This is a genomic window from Sporomusa sp. 246TCP1, assembly GCF_057319775.1.
Map to the genome: position 1 here is coordinate 494,954 of NZ_CM170492.1, position 17,659 is coordinate 512,612.

17 protein-coding genes are annotated in these 17,659 nt (G+C 38.8%); 13 read left to right on the top strand and 4 right to left on the bottom strand.

What is annotated here, in order from left to right; genetic code table 11:
* The first annotated feature begins 3 nt into the window (after positions 1-3).
* From AC1ECB_RS02465 to AC1ECB_RS02480, 4 genes are all read left to right on the top strand, one after another.
* Positions 4-828 (top strand): carbohydrate ABC transporter permease, encoded by an 825-nt coding sequence (locus AC1ECB_RS02465; protein WP_485667302.1) that lies wholly within the window; start codon positions 4-6, stop codon positions 826-828.
* A 31-nt stretch (positions 829-859) separates the two neighbouring features.
* Positions 860-2,155, top strand: a complete 1,296-nt coding sequence (locus tag AC1ECB_RS02470; protein ID WP_485667303.1) for an ABC transporter substrate-binding protein — start codon at positions 860-862, stop codon at positions 2,153-2,155.
* 62 nt (positions 2,156-2,217) lie between these two features.
* Positions 2,218-3,324, top strand: coding sequence for an ABC transporter ATP-binding protein (locus AC1ECB_RS02475; RefSeq protein ID WP_485667304.1), 1,107 nt, complete (start codon positions 2,218-2,220; stop codon positions 3,322-3,324).
* 182 nt (positions 3,325-3,506) lie between these two features.
* Positions 3,507-3,701: a hypothetical protein gene (locus AC1ECB_RS02480; protein WP_485667305.1), complete on the top strand. Its 195-nt coding sequence runs from the start codon at positions 3,507-3,509 to the stop codon at positions 3,699-3,701.
* Positions 3,702-4,009: 308 nt separating this feature from the next.
* Here the strand turns inward: AC1ECB_RS02480 and AC1ECB_RS02485 are convergent, their stop codons facing one another.
* Positions 4,010-5,713: a GMC family oxidoreductase N-terminal domain-containing protein gene (locus AC1ECB_RS02485; protein WP_485667306.1), complete on the bottom strand. Its 1,704-nt coding sequence runs from the start codon at positions 5,711-5,713 to the stop codon at positions 4,010-4,012.
* Positions 5,714-5,724: 11 nt separating this feature from the next.
* Complete coding sequence (locus AC1ECB_RS02490) at positions 5,725-6,402, bottom strand: hypothetical protein (RefSeq protein ID WP_485667307.1); 678 nt, start codon at positions 6,400-6,402, stop codon at positions 5,725-5,727.
* A gap of 597 nt (positions 6,403-6,999) precedes the next feature.
* Between AC1ECB_RS02490 and AC1ECB_RS02495 the strand changes: the two genes are divergently transcribed.
* The 4 genes from AC1ECB_RS02495 to AC1ECB_RS02510 all read left to right on the top strand — a co-directional run bounded on the left by AC1ECB_RS02495 (position 7,000) and on the right by AC1ECB_RS02510 (position 10,342).
* Positions 7,000-7,383 carry an efflux RND transporter permease subunit gene (locus tag AC1ECB_RS02495; protein WP_485669258.1) on the top strand — a complete coding sequence of 128 codons (384 nt, stop codon included), beginning with the start codon at positions 7,000-7,002 and terminating at the stop codon, positions 7,381-7,383.
* A gap of 228 nt (positions 7,384-7,611) precedes the next feature.
* Complete coding sequence (locus AC1ECB_RS02500) at positions 7,612-8,295, top strand: response regulator transcription factor (protein WP_485667308.1); 684 nt, start codon at positions 7,612-7,614, stop codon at positions 8,293-8,295.
* On the top strand, positions 8,292-9,695 hold the full coding sequence (locus tag AC1ECB_RS02505; protein ID WP_485667309.1) for a sensor histidine kinase: 1,404 nt from the start codon (positions 8,292-8,294) through the stop codon (positions 9,693-9,695). The genes AC1ECB_RS02500 and AC1ECB_RS02505 overlap by 4 nt, the downstream gene beginning before the upstream one ends.
* Positions 9,696-9,778: 83 nt before the next feature.
* Positions 9,779-10,342, top strand: coding sequence for a CBO0543 family protein (locus tag AC1ECB_RS02510; protein WP_485667310.1), 564 nt, complete (start codon positions 9,779-9,781; stop codon positions 10,340-10,342).
* Positions 10,343-10,738: 396 nt separating this feature from the next.
* Here AC1ECB_RS02510 and AC1ECB_RS02515 read toward each other — a convergent pair whose 3' ends face one another.
* On the bottom strand, positions 10,739-11,983 hold the full coding sequence (locus AC1ECB_RS02515; protein WP_485667311.1) for an allantoate amidohydrolase: 1,245 nt from the start codon (positions 11,981-11,983) through the stop codon (positions 10,739-10,741).
* Between the two features lie 11 nt (positions 11,984-11,994).
* On the bottom strand, positions 11,995-12,765 hold the full coding sequence (locus AC1ECB_RS02520; protein WP_485667312.1) for an IclR family transcriptional regulator: 771 nt from the start codon (positions 12,763-12,765) through the stop codon (positions 11,995-11,997).
* 322 nt (positions 12,766-13,087) lie between these two features.
* On the opposite strand from AC1ECB_RS02520, the gene AC1ECB_RS02525 reads away from it, so the two are divergent.
* The 5 genes from AC1ECB_RS02525 (at position 13,088) to AC1ECB_RS02545 (ending at position 17,657) form a co-directional block, all read left to right on the top strand.
* Positions 13,088-14,212: an ABC transporter substrate-binding protein gene (locus AC1ECB_RS02525; protein ID WP_485667313.1), complete on the top strand. Its 1,125-nt coding sequence runs from the start codon at positions 13,088-13,090 to the stop codon at positions 14,210-14,212.
* 19 nt (positions 14,213-14,231) lie between these two features.
* Entirely contained in the window at positions 14,232-15,110 is an 879-nt protein-coding gene (locus tag AC1ECB_RS02530) for a branched-chain amino acid ABC transporter permease (protein ID WP_485667314.1), read from the top strand.
* Between the two features lie 64 nt (positions 15,111-15,174).
* Complete coding sequence (locus AC1ECB_RS02535; protein ID WP_485667315.1) at positions 15,175-16,167, top strand: branched-chain amino acid ABC transporter permease; 993 nt, start codon at positions 15,175-15,177, stop codon at positions 16,165-16,167.
* Positions 16,151-16,930: an ABC transporter ATP-binding protein gene (locus AC1ECB_RS02540; RefSeq protein ID WP_485667316.1), complete on the top strand. Its 780-nt coding sequence runs from the start codon at positions 16,151-16,153 to the stop codon at positions 16,928-16,930. Before AC1ECB_RS02535 ends, AC1ECB_RS02540 begins: the two co-directional genes overlap by 17 nt.
* 19 nt (positions 16,931-16,949) lie before the next feature.
* A complete protein-coding gene (locus tag AC1ECB_RS02545; protein ID WP_485669259.1) occupies positions 16,950-17,657 on the top strand; it encodes an ABC transporter ATP-binding protein in 708 nt (235 codons plus the stop codon).
* Positions 17,658-17,659: the final 2 nt, after the last annotated feature.

Consider the following 17,659-nt stretch of genomic DNA (forward strand, 5'->3'; position numbering starts at 1 on the left):
CAAATGAAAGGCAAATACGTCGTAGGGATAGTTAACAATTTTTTTTTAATTCTCATTACCATAGCGGTGTTGCTACCTTTTTTATGGATGGTAAGCGTTTCTTTTAAACCAACGAATGAAGTATTTCAAGGGGGGCTGTGGTTTTTTCCTACAACAATTGTTTTGGACGGTTACAGGCAAGTATTTGAGGAAACTCAGTTTTTTACTTGGATGTACAATAGTATGTTCATCGCGGGAGTATCGACTTGCGGACAAGTGGTCATCGCTTTTTTAGCGGCATATGCTTTTGTACGGTTTAACTTTCCGGGACGAGACATATTATTCTATTTTGTTTTGGCTACCATGATCATACCGGTTCAGGCGCTGATGATTCCTACATTTATTACTATTAACTTATTTGGCATGATTAACACACTTGCCGGAGTTATAATTCCGTACCTGGCAAGTGGTTATGCAATATTTCTAATGCGGCAGTCTTTTTTAGCCGTTCCCAAAGAACTTGCCGATGCAGCAGCTGTTGATGGTTGCGGAGAACTCGGCATTATTTGGCACGTATACCTGCCTGCGGCGATTCCAGCAGTGGCGGCGCTTAGTATTATTTTGTTTGTGAATCATTGGAATGAATACTATTGGCCGTTACTTGTGCTTACAGATGAACAAAAATTAACGTTGCCGATTGCTTTAGTTCATTTCCAGAGCGAAGGTTTTACGGAATGGGTCCCAACAATGGCAGTTGCAACCCTGTCGACGATTCCAGTATTGATTCTTTATTTATTTACGCAAAAGAAATTTGTCGAAGGGTCCACTAACAGCGGTCTTAAAGGGTAAGGTTTTACGAAGATGAAGGAGGAAAAAAGACATGAAACGCATTTTTGTATTGTTAATGATTATGTTAATTATGGTTTTCACTCTCACTGGTTGCTTCAATTCTAGTTCTACATCAAAAGAAGCTGCAGCCGATAAAAAAAATCTTGTTGAAATAGAATTTTGGCACATTCATGGTGGAGTGCATGGGGAAGTAATTAAGAAACTAGCGCAAGAGTTTAACGAAAAGCAAAATAAGATTCACGTTACGCCGGTATTTATTGAGGGGACGTATGAAGGAATCATCGAAAAGCTGCAAGCTAAAGCTGCAACAAAACAACTTCCGGTATTGACGGAGGTGGGATTTACTTATACATCGTATATACAAGAAAATATGCCGATTGTTTCCATGCAACCCCTTATTGACCGGGATAAAGTGGATCTAACTGATTTTTATCCGACAATGCTCGGACTAAGCAAGGGAAAAGATGGGAAACTTTATAGCCTTCCCTTTGCCGTAAGTACTCCAGTAGTTTACTACAATAAGCAAATGTTTCAAGAAGCTGGTCTGGATGCGGAAAATCCTCCGAAAACTTTTGCTGAACTTAAATATGCTGCCGCCAAGTTGACTAAAGGCGATCAGAAAGGCATATATTTTGATTATGCTATAAGCGGTAATTGGCTATTTCAGGCGATGGTGGAAACTATGGGTGGACAGATGATCGCTGACGACGGGAGAACGGTTATGTTTGATCAAGCGCCAGGCGTAAATGCCCTGCAGTATTGGAATGACTTAGTTACTGATCAATCTATGCCGGTCATTGATAGTAAGCAGGCTATGCAAAGCTTTACTAGTGGCAAGTTAGGTATTTTTGTTAGTACAATAATGTATTTGCCTCAACTGCAGAAAGATAGCAAATTTACCATAGCCACAACTGTATTTCCGGTAGATGGAGTTCATAAAAGGAAAGTTCCGGCAGGCGGTAATAGCTTATTTATTTTAAAAACGACACCAGAAAAAGAGCAGGCAGCCTGGGAATTTGTGAAATTCCTTACGTCTAAGGACGGCTACGGAATTATGGCGAAAGGGATGGGGTATATGTCTTCCCGTAAAAGTGTGGTTGACGACGACCAAATGCTAGGCAAGTATCTGAGAGAGGAAAATCCTCCGGCTAATACGACTTATCTCCAGGTAAATGACATGGTTAAATGGTATAATTTCCCGGGAAAAACTGGTACACGCATTTATAAAATTACACAGGATGCTATTCAAGCAACCCTTGCTCAACAGAAAACTGCAACACAGGCATTGAGCGATGCAGCCATAGAAGCAAATAAATTGTTAAATTGAATAGTATTTGTTCTAACGGGAAGAGCATTTAGATCCAGTTTTTATAAATAAGTGAGGCGATTATGATGGCATCTATAAAGTATAAGGGAATTTGCAAACATTATGACAATAATATGATTGCGGTCAAAAGCTTCGACCTGGAAGTGAACGACCATGAATTTTTGGTATTGGTTGGTCCCTCTGGGTGTGGTAAGTCTACCATGCTAAGGATGACGGCCGGATTAGAGAAAATTTCGGAGGGAGAACTGTATATTGGTGACCGTCGTGTTAATGATGTGCCAGCAAAAGAGCGGGATATTGCCATGGTTTTTCAGAGTTATGCTTTGTATCCTCAGATGAGTGTTTATGATAATATGTCTTTTGGACTTTCCTTACGTAAAACTCCTCAAAAGGAAATAGATAAAAGAGTAAATGAAGTTGCCCAGATACTTGATATTGCCCATCTGCTGAAAAGAAAACCAAAAACACTTTCCGGGGGACAACGGCAGCGGGTGGCATTGGGCCGAGCTATCGTAAGGGAGCCACAGGTTTTTTTGATGGATGAACCCCTCTCAAATATTGATGCGCAACTGCGGGTTCAGATGCGTGCTGAAATCAGTAAACTACAAAGAAAACTGGGAGTGACAACCATATACGTAACGCATGACCAGACCGAAGCCCTGACCATGGGTGATCGGATTGTTGTCATGCGACACGGAATGATTCAACAGGTTGCTTCGCCGATCGAACTATATCAATCGCCTGCTAATTTGTTTGTGGCTGGTTTCATTGGTTCACCGATGATGAATCTTCTTGAAGGGGAGTTGAGTGAACAAAATGGTGAGCTATACTTCCAGCACCAATCTTTCAGAATGGAGATTCCACGACAAAACGCTGCTTATATTATTCGAGAAAGCGTTGTAAATCGTAAGGTTATTCTCGGTATACGTCCTGAAAATATCCAGGTGTATCTACAGCCAGAGCAGGATACTTTTGTTGGGAACATTGAATTAGTTGAAAACCTTGGTTCAGAAATGTACTTGTATCTTAGGGGAATAAGTGACAGGCCGCTTGTTGCGCGAGTAACTCAAAACGTAGCGTTTTCTATGGGTACAAGTGTGAATATTGCCTTCACCCCGGAATCTTTTCATTTATTTGATCAAGAAACTGAGAAAAACTTATTATTGTAAAGGCGGTCTGTTTACTGGCGACTTATACTAAGGCTTGTGCTTATTTGATGTGCAAGAGTAAGCATGTTTGACATGGGCATATGTGGTTGCGAATAAAATATAAGTAACTTAAAGGGACATGGGGACAGGCGGAAACCATTGAAAAATGGTCTAATTTTTAAGTCATTCTAGGAATTTTACTCTTGAAGTGCGAAGCGATTCATGAGATATTGCAAAAACAAATGACGGTTGCCGGGATAATTAGCGAAGCATTTAAACAGTATAAACTTACCCCGGTCGTAGTAGGCGGATTAGCTGTAGAATTTTATACATTATCCAGCTACCTTACTCAGGATATTGACATGGTCATACCGGTGATTCTTATGCAAATGAAATAATACCTGCATTAGGATTTAAAAAATGTGATAGTGCATGGGTATTTGAACAAGATCCAACGATTATCGTCGATTTTCCGCGGAGCCCTCTAGGTGGATCGTGGGATAAGGTGCTACCGGTGGTACTAGAGTCTGGGGAAATTGTATATATGCTCTCCATTGAAGATATTATCATAGATCGTTTGTTAGCCGTTACGTATTGGGGTGATCCAGAAGAATGGGCTCAATATATGATGGCTGCTCACTATGATGATATCGATTGGGACTACTGCTTAAAGTGCGCGGAAGAAGAAGTTTGTTGTTCGACATTTTTATGTACCGCTAAAGTAAATTTCTGCCAATTTTTCCGCTGTACGGGTTGATAGCGCCTGGGTTGTCAGTGTAGGATTTGGCCCACCCAAGCCGTTATAGAGTACACTATTGTCTGTGATAAACAGCCTTTTTACTTGAAGAGCTTCACAATTGCGATCAACAACATATCCCATACGCATCGTACTTTGCATATGAACAAATAGATAAGGGGCGCAGTCGGAACGAATAATTTTCTTAGCGCCCGCATTCTTGAGGATATCGGCTGCAATCGTAGCCAGCGTATCTCTTTTTTGTTTATCCTTGTTACTTGGTCGATGGTTAATTGTTGGTATTGAATCGTGCTCATCCTTAAGCAGGGAGGTAAGAGTAATTTCATTTTTCTGATTAACTTCATCATCAGTAAATATCAAAAGACTTAGCATCCTTGGATAGTCCAACATCAATTCTATCAGTTCCTGACCGACGATTTTCCCTTTGATATCCCAAGGCTCTTCTGGTTTTGGGCGGCGTAAAAAATTATATTCTTTACTTAAGGTAAATTGTAATGAAGAAAACAATCCCGGACTTAACCCCAATCCCTGAATAACGCCGACACCCGGATAATCAAATCTTACAGCTGAATTTTGTCCCACATATGATTTTACATCAAGCGTGCCTAATATGTTTAGCAAAACCTGCTCATCAAATACGCCAGATACACAATCGAACCAATGGGTTGTGAGTCCTTTTCCAACCCACGGATTGTCCGGTAATTTTGAATTCAACCAAAGACGAGGAGTTTCAACGGCACCAGCGGCAACGATAACTGTTTTTGCCTTGAACTCACCCGTTTCTCCTGTCCATGTATTCCGGCATCTGACACCTACAGCCTTTAACCCCTCTTTTCCGCCTTCGGTCAAAATTTTTGTTACAAAGGTGTTTGGCCTAACCGCTACCATCCTTGTATCCAAAGCAAGGGGAATATAACTGACCAATGTTGAGCGTTTGGCCGTTTTTTTTACTGTGGGACCAATGTGACAACCGTTAATACAGTGACCGCAGAGCGTGCACCCTAGGTTTTTACCGTCAAATGTAAAAGTCGGATCGTTTATATTTGGATCAATGGGTAAAATCGCATTTGGTTGGGGACGATATCCCGGACTTGTCACATTTCGTGTTTTTAAAAGTGACCACCCGGCTTTTTGAGCACCATAAAAGAATAATTCCTCTTTGGCTGTCATTGGTGCAATCGTGACAGGAAGTGTTGCTTCCACTTTTTCATAATAGGGGATCAGTTCACGATAGGAGATAGGCCAAGTATTTTCTACGGCAGCTGGGTACGCCCGCGGTGAATTCCCGAAATAGAGCAGTGTGGTGCCGCCAACTCCGGCGCTTTGCCAGATAAACCCGCCATGGGGAACATGCCGCAACCAAGGTGGTTTTTTTCTATCTGCCTGGCCCCAACGAAATCTGCCTGTTACATAGTTATTCATATCATCTTCGCGATTTGTGAAGTGTTTAGCTAAGAGTTCATGGCTTAAATTTTCCGGATCGGCATCGCCAATAGCACCTTGTTCCTTATTTGGATTAGGCCATTGTTTATGTCCATACCACGGTCCTGCTTCAAGTAATAATACTTTTAGGCCCTTTTCACCAAGTTCTTTGGCAGCAACAGGACCGCCTCCACCCGCTCCAATGATGATAACATCAGCGTCATATGTCATCTGTACCCTTCCTATTCAGTAAAGTTATCGATTAAGTGGCCTCGATAGCCATGATAGCCCATGGAAGGACCTGGATATCCAATTTGCCTCCAGATTGCGGGGAACTGCTCCATTTCACGCTCTTCAGGCGTCTCCAAACGGCTGGAACCATAACCGGACCATTCTGAATAGTATCCGCTTGTGGCTAGCATGGTTATGATACTGATTGTGGCAAGTACAGCTCCCGGATTATTGCGAAAAGGGATGGGTAAGTTTGCAAGATTAACTTCTAGCTGTTCCAATAGCAGGATTGCTCGACAGCGATCCTCTGTATGAAGTGCGGCAAATATACCTTTTTCAGACGCTGCTAAGGAGTCTACCGGTTTTTCATTTTCCCCTTTAAAAATGAGTTGTCTGGCAGCTTCATTAAGCAATGATGCAGTTATATTGGCGAGATAGAACGGAACATTTATTAGAACAAGTTTAAGCGAAATAGAATGGTCCAGAATATATATTTGAAATTGATCAGTATGTAATTCCAACGCTCCATTATTGTTATCAGCAGCTTGTTTTTCAGTAACTTTGTTGGTATGTGGTACGATTGCTTCTGCTAACGCTTCAAAAACGGCTTTGCTCTGCGGCAGAACATTTTTTCCTTGGATAAGAAACTGAGCCAGTTCAACGATTTGTTTAATAAAATTCCAAATCATTTTGCCCCCCATTTTTTTCAAAAAACAACTTTCTTTTCAACGGTTATCTCTAAGCGGTTAGCCTGATTTTTTTGTTGTTTCCTATAGTTTGTTCGCATATGGGATTTTTTATCAAGCCATATTTCAGCGTGGATGTGGTTCATTTAACGTTGGAATACGCCATTTTTTTGAATTAACCGGAATAACCAGCAAGGAACAACGAACAGATTCAACCTTTGTCGATGGTGGTCAACAAGCGGCGACCAGTCAGCGTACTGCTATTGAGGGCACTGAAACGCAGCCAAGGTATAGGGCAAGTTCCAAATTCGTGGGATGAACAAAAAATCTTGACAAAATCTTGATAATTTATAAATAAAATCTGGATTAATATTTGTTATCTTAAAACAAAAGTTCAACTCTTAATGCAATGCACCGGAAAAGGGATGAAAGAAGGCCATAAACAGATGGTACGCCAATTTTTCGCAAACAGGAAACGAACAAAACTTATGATGCTCATAGGTATAGTGATTATATTTTGCATAGGAATTGCCGCTTTTACCCTTAATTGGTTCATTAGCCTTTTTGGCAATTACTTATAATACGATCAATTTGTATTCGTTGATTGGTATTTTGGTTATGGACGGCGTTGTGGCTAAAAATGGTACTTTGTTGTTAGATTATACTTTAACGTTAATGGAAGGTGGGATGAATGCCCAGGATGCCATCATTGAAGCGGGAAAAACCAGGTTAAAGCCTATTTGTATGACGACATTAACAATGATTTCGGGGATGATGCCAACGGCTTTAGCAATGACAGCTGGTTCGGAAACGAGAGTCAGTATGGCATGGGTTATAATTGGCGGCCTGCTTTCATCTACTTTCTTTACACTTATTGCGATTCCGATTATCTTTTTATTTTTTGATAAATACCCAATGTTTAGGTGGTTTACTCTTTTGGGAATAAGTACTAAGTTAAAACAGTTAATACTTCAAAAATCTTGATAATTTCCCAATAAAACCTATGGAAAATATCAGAACAGCTTTTTATAATAAAGGATTTCATGATCAACATCGATTTTTCATGATGTAACCATAAGTGATATAAGAGGTTGACCTAAAAAAATTTAGGTCGGCCTCTTTCCTTAATAGACAATAAATTCATAGGTTAAACTGGCTAAAGGGTTTCTAAGGTCGTGCTGGAATACTAAAATTGTATAGGGGTGAATCGGAGTGGCGAAAATATTAGTAGTCGAAGATGAGGAAAAGTTGCGAATTAGTGTAGAAAAATTTCTCATCAGTGAAGGATTTACTGTTTGCAGCGCTGATAACGGAATGGATGCAGTAAAGAAGATTAAAGCGGAAATACCTGATCTAATGATACTTGATATCATGCTTCCGGAACTAAGCGGTATTCAGGTGTGTCAAATTGTACGGCAGGATAGTGACATTCCCATTATTATCGTGACTGCCTTGGGCTCTGAGGAGGACATACTTACCGGACTAGGCAAAGGTGCTGACGATTATATTGTAAAACCATTCCGGATGCGGGAACTTGTGGCGCGCATTCAAGCGGTGCTGCGCCGTCGCTTACCGGCACAATTTTTAAAAAAGGTGCTGTATTTGGGTGAACTTACGATAGATCTTGAAACTGTTCGTGTACTAAAAAATGGTGATAGAATATCTCTGACGCCAACGGAGTTTCGATTACTGAGTATGATGGCTAAAGAACCGGGAAGAGCATTTACCAGGTTGCAATTATTAGAGGGAGCAATAGGAGAATCTTATGAAAACTATGAGCGAGTCATTGATACTCATATTTTTAATTTGCGCAGAAAAATTGAATCAAATCGCGGAAAACCCCGCTATATTGAAACAGTCTTCGGAATAGGATATCGATTTGGAGACATGATATGAGATTGCGAAAGCGAATTCATAAATATCTTATTTTATTAATCGTGATCACTTCTATGACTAATATATCGATTAATTATTATCTAAATCAGCGTTCCGTAGAATACTTTAATAATGCTATACAAGATGCTTATTCTAAAGCTATTATAAATCAATTAATTACTTACTATCAGACTTATGGTTCTTTTGATAACATCAATGATGAGAGCATATTGCAAAAAGAAGTACACGTACAACTTTCTAAGCACTTTCTTAATAGAGAAATTACTATCCACAAGGTTCATGTTGATGGTATCTGGCGTGTTTTGCTTGAAGATGAGCAAGGGAATATTCGTTTAGGTCAGGATCTAGCAGACAGCCATGTGGGGCCAGGCTATCCTTTAATAATACAAGATAAAGTTGTTGGCACCTTATGGATTATACCCAAGGACAGCAGCGTGTTAGAGTTTTCTCGTAACTATCTATTAGGGCCATTAGTATTTCGCAATATTTGGACGATTATTATTGCTTCAATGGTGGCTTTTCTTATCGCTTTTTTCTTTTCCAATTATTTAATGGAAAAAATTAAGTTATTGGCAGAAGCTGCTCGCAAGATTGCCAACGGCAATTTGGACCATAGAGTTAGCATCACGTCTCATGATGAACTTGAAGAATTGTCGGCAGACTTTAATTTTATGGCAGATCGACTACAAGAAGAAAGGCAATTGCAGCGACAACTTCAAGCCGACGTTGTGCATGAACTGCGGACGCCGTTAGCCGTGAGCCAGGCTATTTTAGATTCTCTGGAAAATGGGGTAATCAGTTGGAATGAAAAAACATTGTCATCACTGCAAGAAGAAACAAACAGGATGAATCGATTAGTCTCCGATCTTTTCGAATTGAGTAGAGCTGAAAATAAACAGCTTACCTTCCATAAGGAACTCTTTTTGGTTAGCGATCTTCTTGCCAGGATAGAAGAACCCTTTCTCGAAGTGGCCAGAAGACAGAAGGTCAATTTTGGGATAAATATAGATCCTTTATTGGAGAATGCTCTACTTTACGTTGATGCGGATCGAACCGTACAAATATTTGTTAACCTTTTACATAATGCCCTGCGTTATACAGTCCCAGGTGGTAGTATTTATGTGAGCGCTAACAAAAGTGAAAAGACAGCTGTAATTTCCGTCAAAGATAATGGGTCGGGAATTTCAGCAGAGTATTTACCACATATTTTTAATCGCTTCTTCCGGGGAGAAAATAATAAAACTCTTCATAGTGGGGGATCAGGCCTGGGATTAGCAATATCTAAGGAATACACTACCCTTCAGGGTGGAAGTATAAAAGTTGAAAGTACTGTCGGAAAAGGTACGATTTTTACGGTTATACTACCTTTAGACGAGTGTGTATATAAGTCATGGAATTAAGTAATGAGCAATTGTGACACGGCGGATTGTTTATAATTCGCTATTAAAAAGACATGGATAGATTCGATAGGAGAGAAGATGCCATGGAAGTAGCGCGGGATTTACTCATCCAAATTGGTGAGGCTCATGCTCTATATTTGCAGCTTAGCTATAACTACTGGATACAACATGCCTTGTTTACCTGGCAGTGGTGGATTTTGCTGCTTATTCTGGTAATTCCTTGGTATTTTTGGTGGCTAATGGTAGACAAAAGGAGGCTGTTAGAAATCTGGTGTTATGGCGCGATGACTTTCATTGCAGTGCAAGCAGCAGATACAGCAGGAGTAGCCAATGGCGTATGGACGTACCCTATTAGATTGATTCCTAAGTTTTCTCATATGTTGTCCATAGACATTACCATATTGCCGATTATATTTATGCAGGTTTATCAGTCCTATTCACAATGGAAGGCATTCATAATCGCTTCACTTATCGTGGCGGCATGTTGTGCGTTTATAGCTGAACCAATTTTAGTTTGGATGGGTATCTATGAACTATTGAATTGGAAGTATTATTATAGTTTTCCCCTATATACTCTCATCGCAGTAACGCTAAAATTTATCATGGAGACTATAAAATCTCTACAACAAAAAAATGCTACCCGATAAGTCACTTGGGTTTCTGGTTTAAATCTGGGGCTTGATTGGTCTAATTGTAGGAACAGATGTAGGGGTCGTTTTGGATTATATATTGACCAAGCGAAAGATCTCCAATGAAAAAAAAACTAAGGTCTCGGAACTTGTGCTCATAGCTATTTTCGTAACAAAGTTATTTGATGCATTCATGGTGACTATTCCCCTGCAGACAGTATTCACGATAGTATTCGTCAATTTATAGAATAATATTACAGATATGGGTTTGACTACTAGTATTGAGGAAATAGCAAAATTTAAAGAAGCATAAGCCGCCAAATGGCAGTTATGCTTCTTTGAAGATCCTGATGGTCAAAAACAATCTTAAACACGATTATGTACAATAAATACAGTAAAGGGCCATTTTAGGTATCATAAGTCTTCGCTGTTTGATGCTAAATCCTTTAGGGTACCTTCCAATATCTGCGCAGCCTTTGCTATAGCGTCCCAATCGGACTCCTCTGCAGGAGAATGGCTAATACCTCCTATACTAGGGACAAAAATCATACCTGTAGGTATATGTTGGGCAAATATCATTGCGTCATGCCCCGCCCAACTGGGCATTTTTCTGCAGGTTATTCCCAACTGTTTCCCTATATTGCAAATAGAATGTATCACTTTATCATCCATAGGGATAGGTGGTACTTGATTTTCTGTTATTATATCCACATTTACCTTATAATCCTTCTGAATTTCTCTCAATTTCCCTATGATTTCTTTTCGAACTCCTTCAAGCCTGACGACATCTTCGGACCGAATTTCAATAGTCAGCCTAACCTCTCCCGGAATCACGTTTTCAGCATTAGGCCAAACATCCAGTTTGCCAACAGTAGCAACATAACTTCCCTTTGATACCAAAGCTTGATCATATATATAAGATATGAGAGAAGCGGCTGCAACTAAAGCATCCTGGCGAAGATCCATGGAAGTCGTGCCGGCATGATTGGCTTTTCCACGTATGATCAGGACAATCCGGCTGATACCAACAATAGCAGACACTACGCCGACAGCAATACCCTCATTTTCAAGTTTTCCTCCTTGTTCCACATGAAGTTCAATAAAGCAAAAACCGTTCTGAAAAAAGGAGTCCTTACTAAATGGCTTTTCTCCCAATCCCATCTCTTTGAGAAAGCCTAAAAGCGAATGACCGGAAGCATCGACAAAACTTTCGGGATTTTTCCCGCTAAATTCACCAAGCATTGCCCGACTGCCAAAACAAACCGTTCCAAACCGTGTTCCTTCCTCTTCGATAAAGGCAATCACCTTTACGGTTCTTGATGGACGCCAGTTCTGTTCATGCCAACTACGTACACATTCCACAGCAGCAATTATCCCCAATGCTCCATCAAAAGCTCCGCCGTTCAGAACAGTATCAAGATGTGAACCGCTGACAACAGCAAGCAAAGATTGGTCGCGCCCTGCATAGGTTCCAATTAAATTACCAATCGAATCGATTTCAACTTTCATACCGGCGGTTTCCATAAAGGACTTAATCAATACCTGTGCCTGCCTAAATTCAGGAGAAAAAGATAACCGGGTAATTCCGCCTGCTTCATTTTGACCAATAACTTTTAATTTTTCGAAAGATTGCCGAATTTGCGCTAAATCAATGCTCATTCTAACCTCCCTTATTTTAAAAAATTATTTGATATTTGATTTGCAATTTCTGAAAGATCTGCAAGTAAACTATCTTTAATATTTATAAGGTTGTTAACAAAAAAGGTTGAACTAACTGTTGCGATTAATTGATTGCTTTGATTCAATATAGGTACAGCCAGACTACTGACACCAAGTTCAAATTCTTCAATTTCAGAAGCATATTTGTTTTTGCGTATTTCGTCAAGATTTTTTAGTAAAGCCTCTTCAGACATAATCGTATGAGGTGTATATTTTTTGAATTCGAGGTTTTTTATTGATAGCTTATTATTATCATAAAGGTTGTAGAGTATAAGTAGTTTTCCCGAAGATGTAGCATATAAGGGTAACGATGAATATTCAGATAAAATGATGGTATAGGCTGTATTGCTTGGATAAGCGCAGTATATAGAATAAATTTGATGTTGATTGACTAGTTGTAAACTTGCAGTAACATGATATTTTTCGGCAACATTATCCACATAGGATTTGGCAGAGGTGATATAACTTTCTACTTGTTTCTGGATAATATTGGCTTTGCCAATAAAATAAAATCCTAAGCTATATAAATTATTTATTTTGTCATGTATCAATAATCCATTGACTGTTAATGTATTAATAAGACCACGTGTCGTATTGATATTTAATTTTACCCGTTGACTTATATCATTTAAAGATAAATGATGTGAAGTATCATTGAAACAATTTAATATATCTATGGATCTTTGAACTGATTGAATTATTTTTATCGACTGATTTAACATAAAAATACCTCCCCATAAGAATAAACGAAATATTACACAGATTATAACTTGAATAATGTAAAAAATACACAATTTTTTTAAAAGTCCATTGTATCGACTGTTTCCACAGGAATTTTCAAGACCGCTACCGTTTGCCGTGGTAAAGAAGTAAAATATTTATTGACAAATATAATGTAGCATGGTATAACAAACTTGTCAAACGATATTGCAAACAAAAAAACTACATTGTCGTCAAAATTTTTAGGAGGTGACTATACTAAGTACCAGTAAATACTAGTTCTAACAATGGATACAGGAGAAAATTAGTGGAGGAAATGTTACTATGAAAAAAACTTTAATAGTATTGTCAGCATGTTTAATGATTATTTCCCTGTTTTTATTTGGCTGCAGTTCTTCAAAATCCGATTCGATTAAAATAGGTGTTGCAATTCCGTTAACCGGCGCTAGTGCACAAGACGGCGAAGCCATTAAGAATGGTGTAAAATTGGCCACTAAATTAATTAATGATGAGGGTGGAATTAATGGTAAAAAGATTGAATTAGTAGTGGAAGATGATAAAGGAGATCCCTCGGAAGCGGCAACAGTTGCTAATAAATTAGCGCAAGACAAAGATATTTCTGCCATTGTTGGTCACTTTAATAGTTCTTGCACATTAGCTGCTGCGCCAATCTATAACCAAGTTGGGGTAGTTAACGTATCACCTGGCTCAAGTGCAGCTGCAGTCAGCAAAGCTGGAGATTACACTTTTCGTGTAATTACGACAGATGCAGTGCAAGGAAGTTCATTAATGAATTGGGCAGTAAAAGATTTAGGTTATAAAAATATTGCTATCGTATATGAAAATACAGATTATGGTGCAGGATTGGCAGATGTAGTTTCCAAAGCTGCCGCTGATTTAAGTACTAATATTGTCGCCAAAGAAGCTTATGAAGTTGGCTCAACTGATTTTAGCACTGTTTTAACTAAGATTGCCAATAGCAATGCAGATGTTATTATTGTTGGTGGTTTATACAATGAAACTGCTTTGATTGCAAAACAGAAAAACAATTATGGTTTAAGTAAAATGCAAATCATGGGTGTTGATGCAATTTATTCTGATGCGTTGATTAAATTAGGAGGAGCTGCAGTAAATGGTATTAAGCTGACAGGTTATTTCTCAGAAGTAAGTAAGGATTCTGTAACACAAAATTTTGTTAGTAAATATAAGGAAGCTTATAATAGTACGCCAAGCACCTATGCTGCGTATGGATATGATGCTACCTTGGTAATTATTGATTCGATCAAAAAAGCCGGTATTGATCGCAAAGCAATTCGGGATTATATGGCTAATATCAAGGATTTAAAAGGGGCAACCGGGAGCAATAGTTTTGATGAAAATGGAGATGTTATTAAACAACCATTACGTTTAGTCATACAAGATGGGAAATTTACTATAACTGAAAAATAGTATTAGAGGGGAGCTCTACATGTTTTTTCAACAATTGATAAATGGAATTACTGTTGGTGGGAGTTATGCATTGATTGCCCTCGGCTATACTATGGTTTACGGAATACTGAAAATAGTAAATTTTGCCCATGGCGATGTATTTATGATGGGTTCATTTTTAGGATTGTTTTGCATGCAGGTATTGGGAATGCCATATATGGTGGCATTCCCCGTAGCAGCTATTGCAACAGCGGTTATGGGGATCATTATGGAACGTGTTGCGTATCGCCCTATTCGTGTGGCGGATAGTCTTGCGGTTATGATCAGTGCATTAGGAGTATCCATGTTTTTAGAGAATTTGGCAATGGTATTATGGGGAACCGGTACCCATGCTTTCAGCGGCATAAGCGGTATTACAATCACCACCTACGAATTCAACAAGGTGATTTTATCTAATATCCAAATTGGTGTTATTGTTTTATCTATTTTGCTGATGATAGGCCTGTATTTTATCGTAAATAAAACGAAAATCGGTGTTGCTATGAGGGCAACATCACATAGTATTAAATCCGCAAAATTGATGGGAATTAATACAGATCGAATTATCTCTTTTACCTTTGGAATTGGCTCCGCGTTAGCTTGTATAGCTGGTATGTTAGTTGGGATCTATTATGATGCGGTATATCCGTTAATAGGATATTCTTATGGATTGAAGGCCTTCGCTGCTGCTGTTCTTGGCGGAATTGGCAGTATACCAGGTGCAATGCTTGGCGGTTTTGTAATGGGTATTGTCGAAACTCTTGGGGCATCCTACATTTCCACCGGGTATAGAGATGCATTTGCGTTTGCTATTTTAATCATTGTATTAATCTTTCGTCCCGCCGGTATTTTAGGTAAAAAAGAAATCGATAAAGTATGATGAGTTAATTTTTTTTTGTTTTGATTGTATTTATGCCGCTTGACGGGGCAGAATGGAGGCTACAATGGATAAAGTGCAGCAATTTATTTTGAAAAATAAAAAAATCGTATCGTTATTAGGGGCTGTAATATTATTGGTGCTGCCGTTTATTGTTACCAACTCATATTATTTGCATATCTGTATTACAGTTTGTATTTACATTATATTAGCCTTGAGCTTAAATTTAGTTACAGGTTATGCCGGTCAATTGGTATTAGGGCATGCAGCATTTTATGGAATTGGGGCATATACAGGCGCCTTGTTAATGTTGGTTTTTCATGTCAATTTTTTTATAGCACTAGTAGGGAGTGCATTAGTGACAGGCATCTTCGGGTTTCTTTTAGGAATTCCGGCTTTACGATTGCGCGGCGATTATTTAGCCATTGTAACGTTAGGATTTGGTGAAATCGTACGTTTGGTATTTGTAAATTGGAAGGCTGTTACACGCGGACCGGCTGGGCTGCCTAGTATCCCGGCTCCTGAAATAGTAGGATTTACGTTAAATGGACGTACCGCATTCTATTATCTGGCCTTGATTTTAACGGTTTTTACAATTTTCTTTATGGTTAAGTTGATTAATTCCGGTGTAGGTATGGCCATGCAAACAGTAAAAAATGATGAAATTGCTGCTGAAGCCATTGGTATCCAACCTCGAAAATATAAACTGCTGGCATTTGTTATATCGTCGGTTTTTGCCGGTATCATTGGGTGTTTTTATGCCTCCTATCTTAGTTATGTAAGTCCAACAGCTTTTGTTTATAATACATCGATGACGATTCTTACCATGGTTGTATTAGGCGGATTAGGAAGTATCGTTGGATCGATACTGGGAGCGACTATATTAACTATATTACCTGAGATGTTACGATTCTTGAGTGATTATCGTATGCTGATTTTTGGTGCGCTGATGGTATTCATGATGATTTACAAGCCGGAGGGCTTTTGGGGGGCCAGTAAAAGAAGAAAAAATATTTATAAAATCAATGCAGGAGGTACTGATCATGGATCAGATACTTAAAACAGTTACTATTACAATGCAGTTTGGCGGCTTAACTGCGGTTGATAATGTAAATATAACGCAAAACGATGGAGAAATCTTATCTTTGATAGGTCCCAATGGCGCAGGAAAAACTACTCTTTTTAATATTTTGACTGGTGTTTATAAACCAACGTCCGGACAAATTTTTTATCATGGTGAAAATATTACAGGGCTTAAACCATATCAATTAGTCAGAAAAGGTATCTCAAGAACGTTTCAAAATATAAGACTATTTAACGATATGACTACATTAGAAAATCTCTTAATTGCTAATCCGGATTGTAAGGATGAGGGTGTTTTTGAGTCAATTTTTGGGGGAGAAAAATTAAAGGCGAAACGTAGAAATGTAGTAGCTGTATGTGAATCGATTCTTGAAACTCTTAAGCTGCAAGATAAAATAGATGAATTGGCATGCAATCTTCCTTATGGAAAACAGCGCCTGCTTGAGATAGGCAGAGCTTTGGCAACAGGAGCAGATTTTCTGCTGCTTGATGAGCCTGGTGCAGGAATGAATAGTATGGAGAAAGACGAATTAGCACAAGTGATTCATTATATTACCAAGGATCTGAAGAAACATGTGCTGCTAATTGAACATGATATGAAATTCGTTATGGGGATTTCTGATCGGGTTGTAGTATTGGACCATGGTATAAAAATAGCAGAAGGTGTACCGGCGGAGATACAAAACAATCAACAAGTTATAGAAGCATATTTAGGCAAGGGTATTCCTGATGATGAATAGGAAGTGAATTAGTATGGCACTGTTAGAGATAAAAAATTTACAAGTTAAATATGGGGTTATTCCAGCACTGAAGGGGATATCTTTTTCTGTTGAGCATGGTGAAGTTGTTGCGATTATTGGCGCCAATGGAGCCGGAAAAACGACAACCCTTCACGCGATATCCAGCATCGTTTCTAAAAGTGGCGGCAATGTATTCTTCCAGGAGCAAGATATAACAAATAATCCGGCACATGAAATTGTGGCCAGGGGAATATCACAAGTACAGGAAGGCAGAGGTGTATTTTCCAATCTAAGTGTTTTGGAAAATTTGCAATTAGGGGCTTATTTAAGAAATGATAAAGCCGAAATTGCTAAGGACTTTGCTTTTATATATGAATTATTTCCCAGGCTGGCAGAAAGAAAAAAACAGCTTGCGGGTACATTGTCCGGTGGTGAGCAGCAAATGTTAGCGATTGGCAGAGCGTTGATGTCGCGGCCCAAGCTGTTGCTTTTAGATGAGCCGTCAATGGGACTTTCTCCGTTAATTACGGAAAATATATTTAGGACAATAAAAAAATTAAATAAAGAAAATAAAATGACTATTTTACTTGTAGAGCAAAATGCGCAAATGGCGTTATGGGCTTCCAATCGTACGTATATCATGGAAACAGGGCAAATAGTCTATAGTGGTAATTCAAAAGAAATGAAAAATGATGATTTTATTAGAAAATCATATCTGGGCCAATAAAC

Bases quoted from the DNA above. Each gene is read 5' to 3' on its own strand.
- AC1ECB_RS02465 (WP_485667302.1), top strand. From the start codon at position 4: ATGAAAGGCAAATACGTCGTAGGGATAGTTAACAATTTTTTTTTAATT.
- AC1ECB_RS02470 (WP_485667303.1), top strand. From the start codon at position 860: ATGAAACGCATTTTTGTATTGTTAATGATTATGTTAATTATGGTTTTC.
- AC1ECB_RS02475 (WP_485667304.1), top strand. From the start codon at position 2,218: ATGATGGCATCTATAAAGTATAAGGGAATTTGCAAACATTATGACAAT.
- AC1ECB_RS02485 (WP_485667306.1), bottom strand. From the start codon at position 5,713: ATGACATATGACGCTGATGTTATCATCATTGGAGCGGGTGGAGGCGGT.
- AC1ECB_RS02490 (WP_485667307.1), bottom strand. From the start codon at position 6,402: ATGATTTGGAATTTTATTAAACAAATCGTTGAACTGGCTCAGTTTCTT.
- AC1ECB_RS02505 (WP_485667309.1), top strand. From the start codon at position 8,292: ATGAGATTGCGAAAGCGAATTCATAAATATCTTATTTTATTAATCGTG.
- AC1ECB_RS02510 (WP_485667310.1), top strand. From the start codon at position 9,779: ATGGAAGTAGCGCGGGATTTACTCATCCAAATTGGTGAGGCTCATGCT.
- AC1ECB_RS02515 (WP_485667311.1), bottom strand. From the start codon at position 11,983: ATGAGCATTGATTTAGCGCAAATTCGGCAATCTTTCGAAAAATTAAAA.
- AC1ECB_RS02520 (WP_485667312.1), bottom strand. From the start codon at position 12,765: ATGTTAAATCAGTCGATAAAAATAATTCAATCAGTTCAAAGATCCATA.
- AC1ECB_RS02525 (WP_485667313.1), top strand. From the start codon at position 13,088: ATGAAAAAAACTTTAATAGTATTGTCAGCATGTTTAATGATTATTTCC.
- AC1ECB_RS02530 (WP_485667314.1), top strand. From the start codon at position 14,232: ATGTTTTTTCAACAATTGATAAATGGAATTACTGTTGGTGGGAGTTAT.
- AC1ECB_RS02535 (WP_485667315.1), top strand. From the start codon at position 15,175: ATGGATAAAGTGCAGCAATTTATTTTGAAAAATAAAAAAATCGTATCG.
- AC1ECB_RS02540 (WP_485667316.1), top strand. From the start codon at position 16,151: ATGGATCAGATACTTAAAACAGTTACTATTACAATGCAGTTTGGCGGC.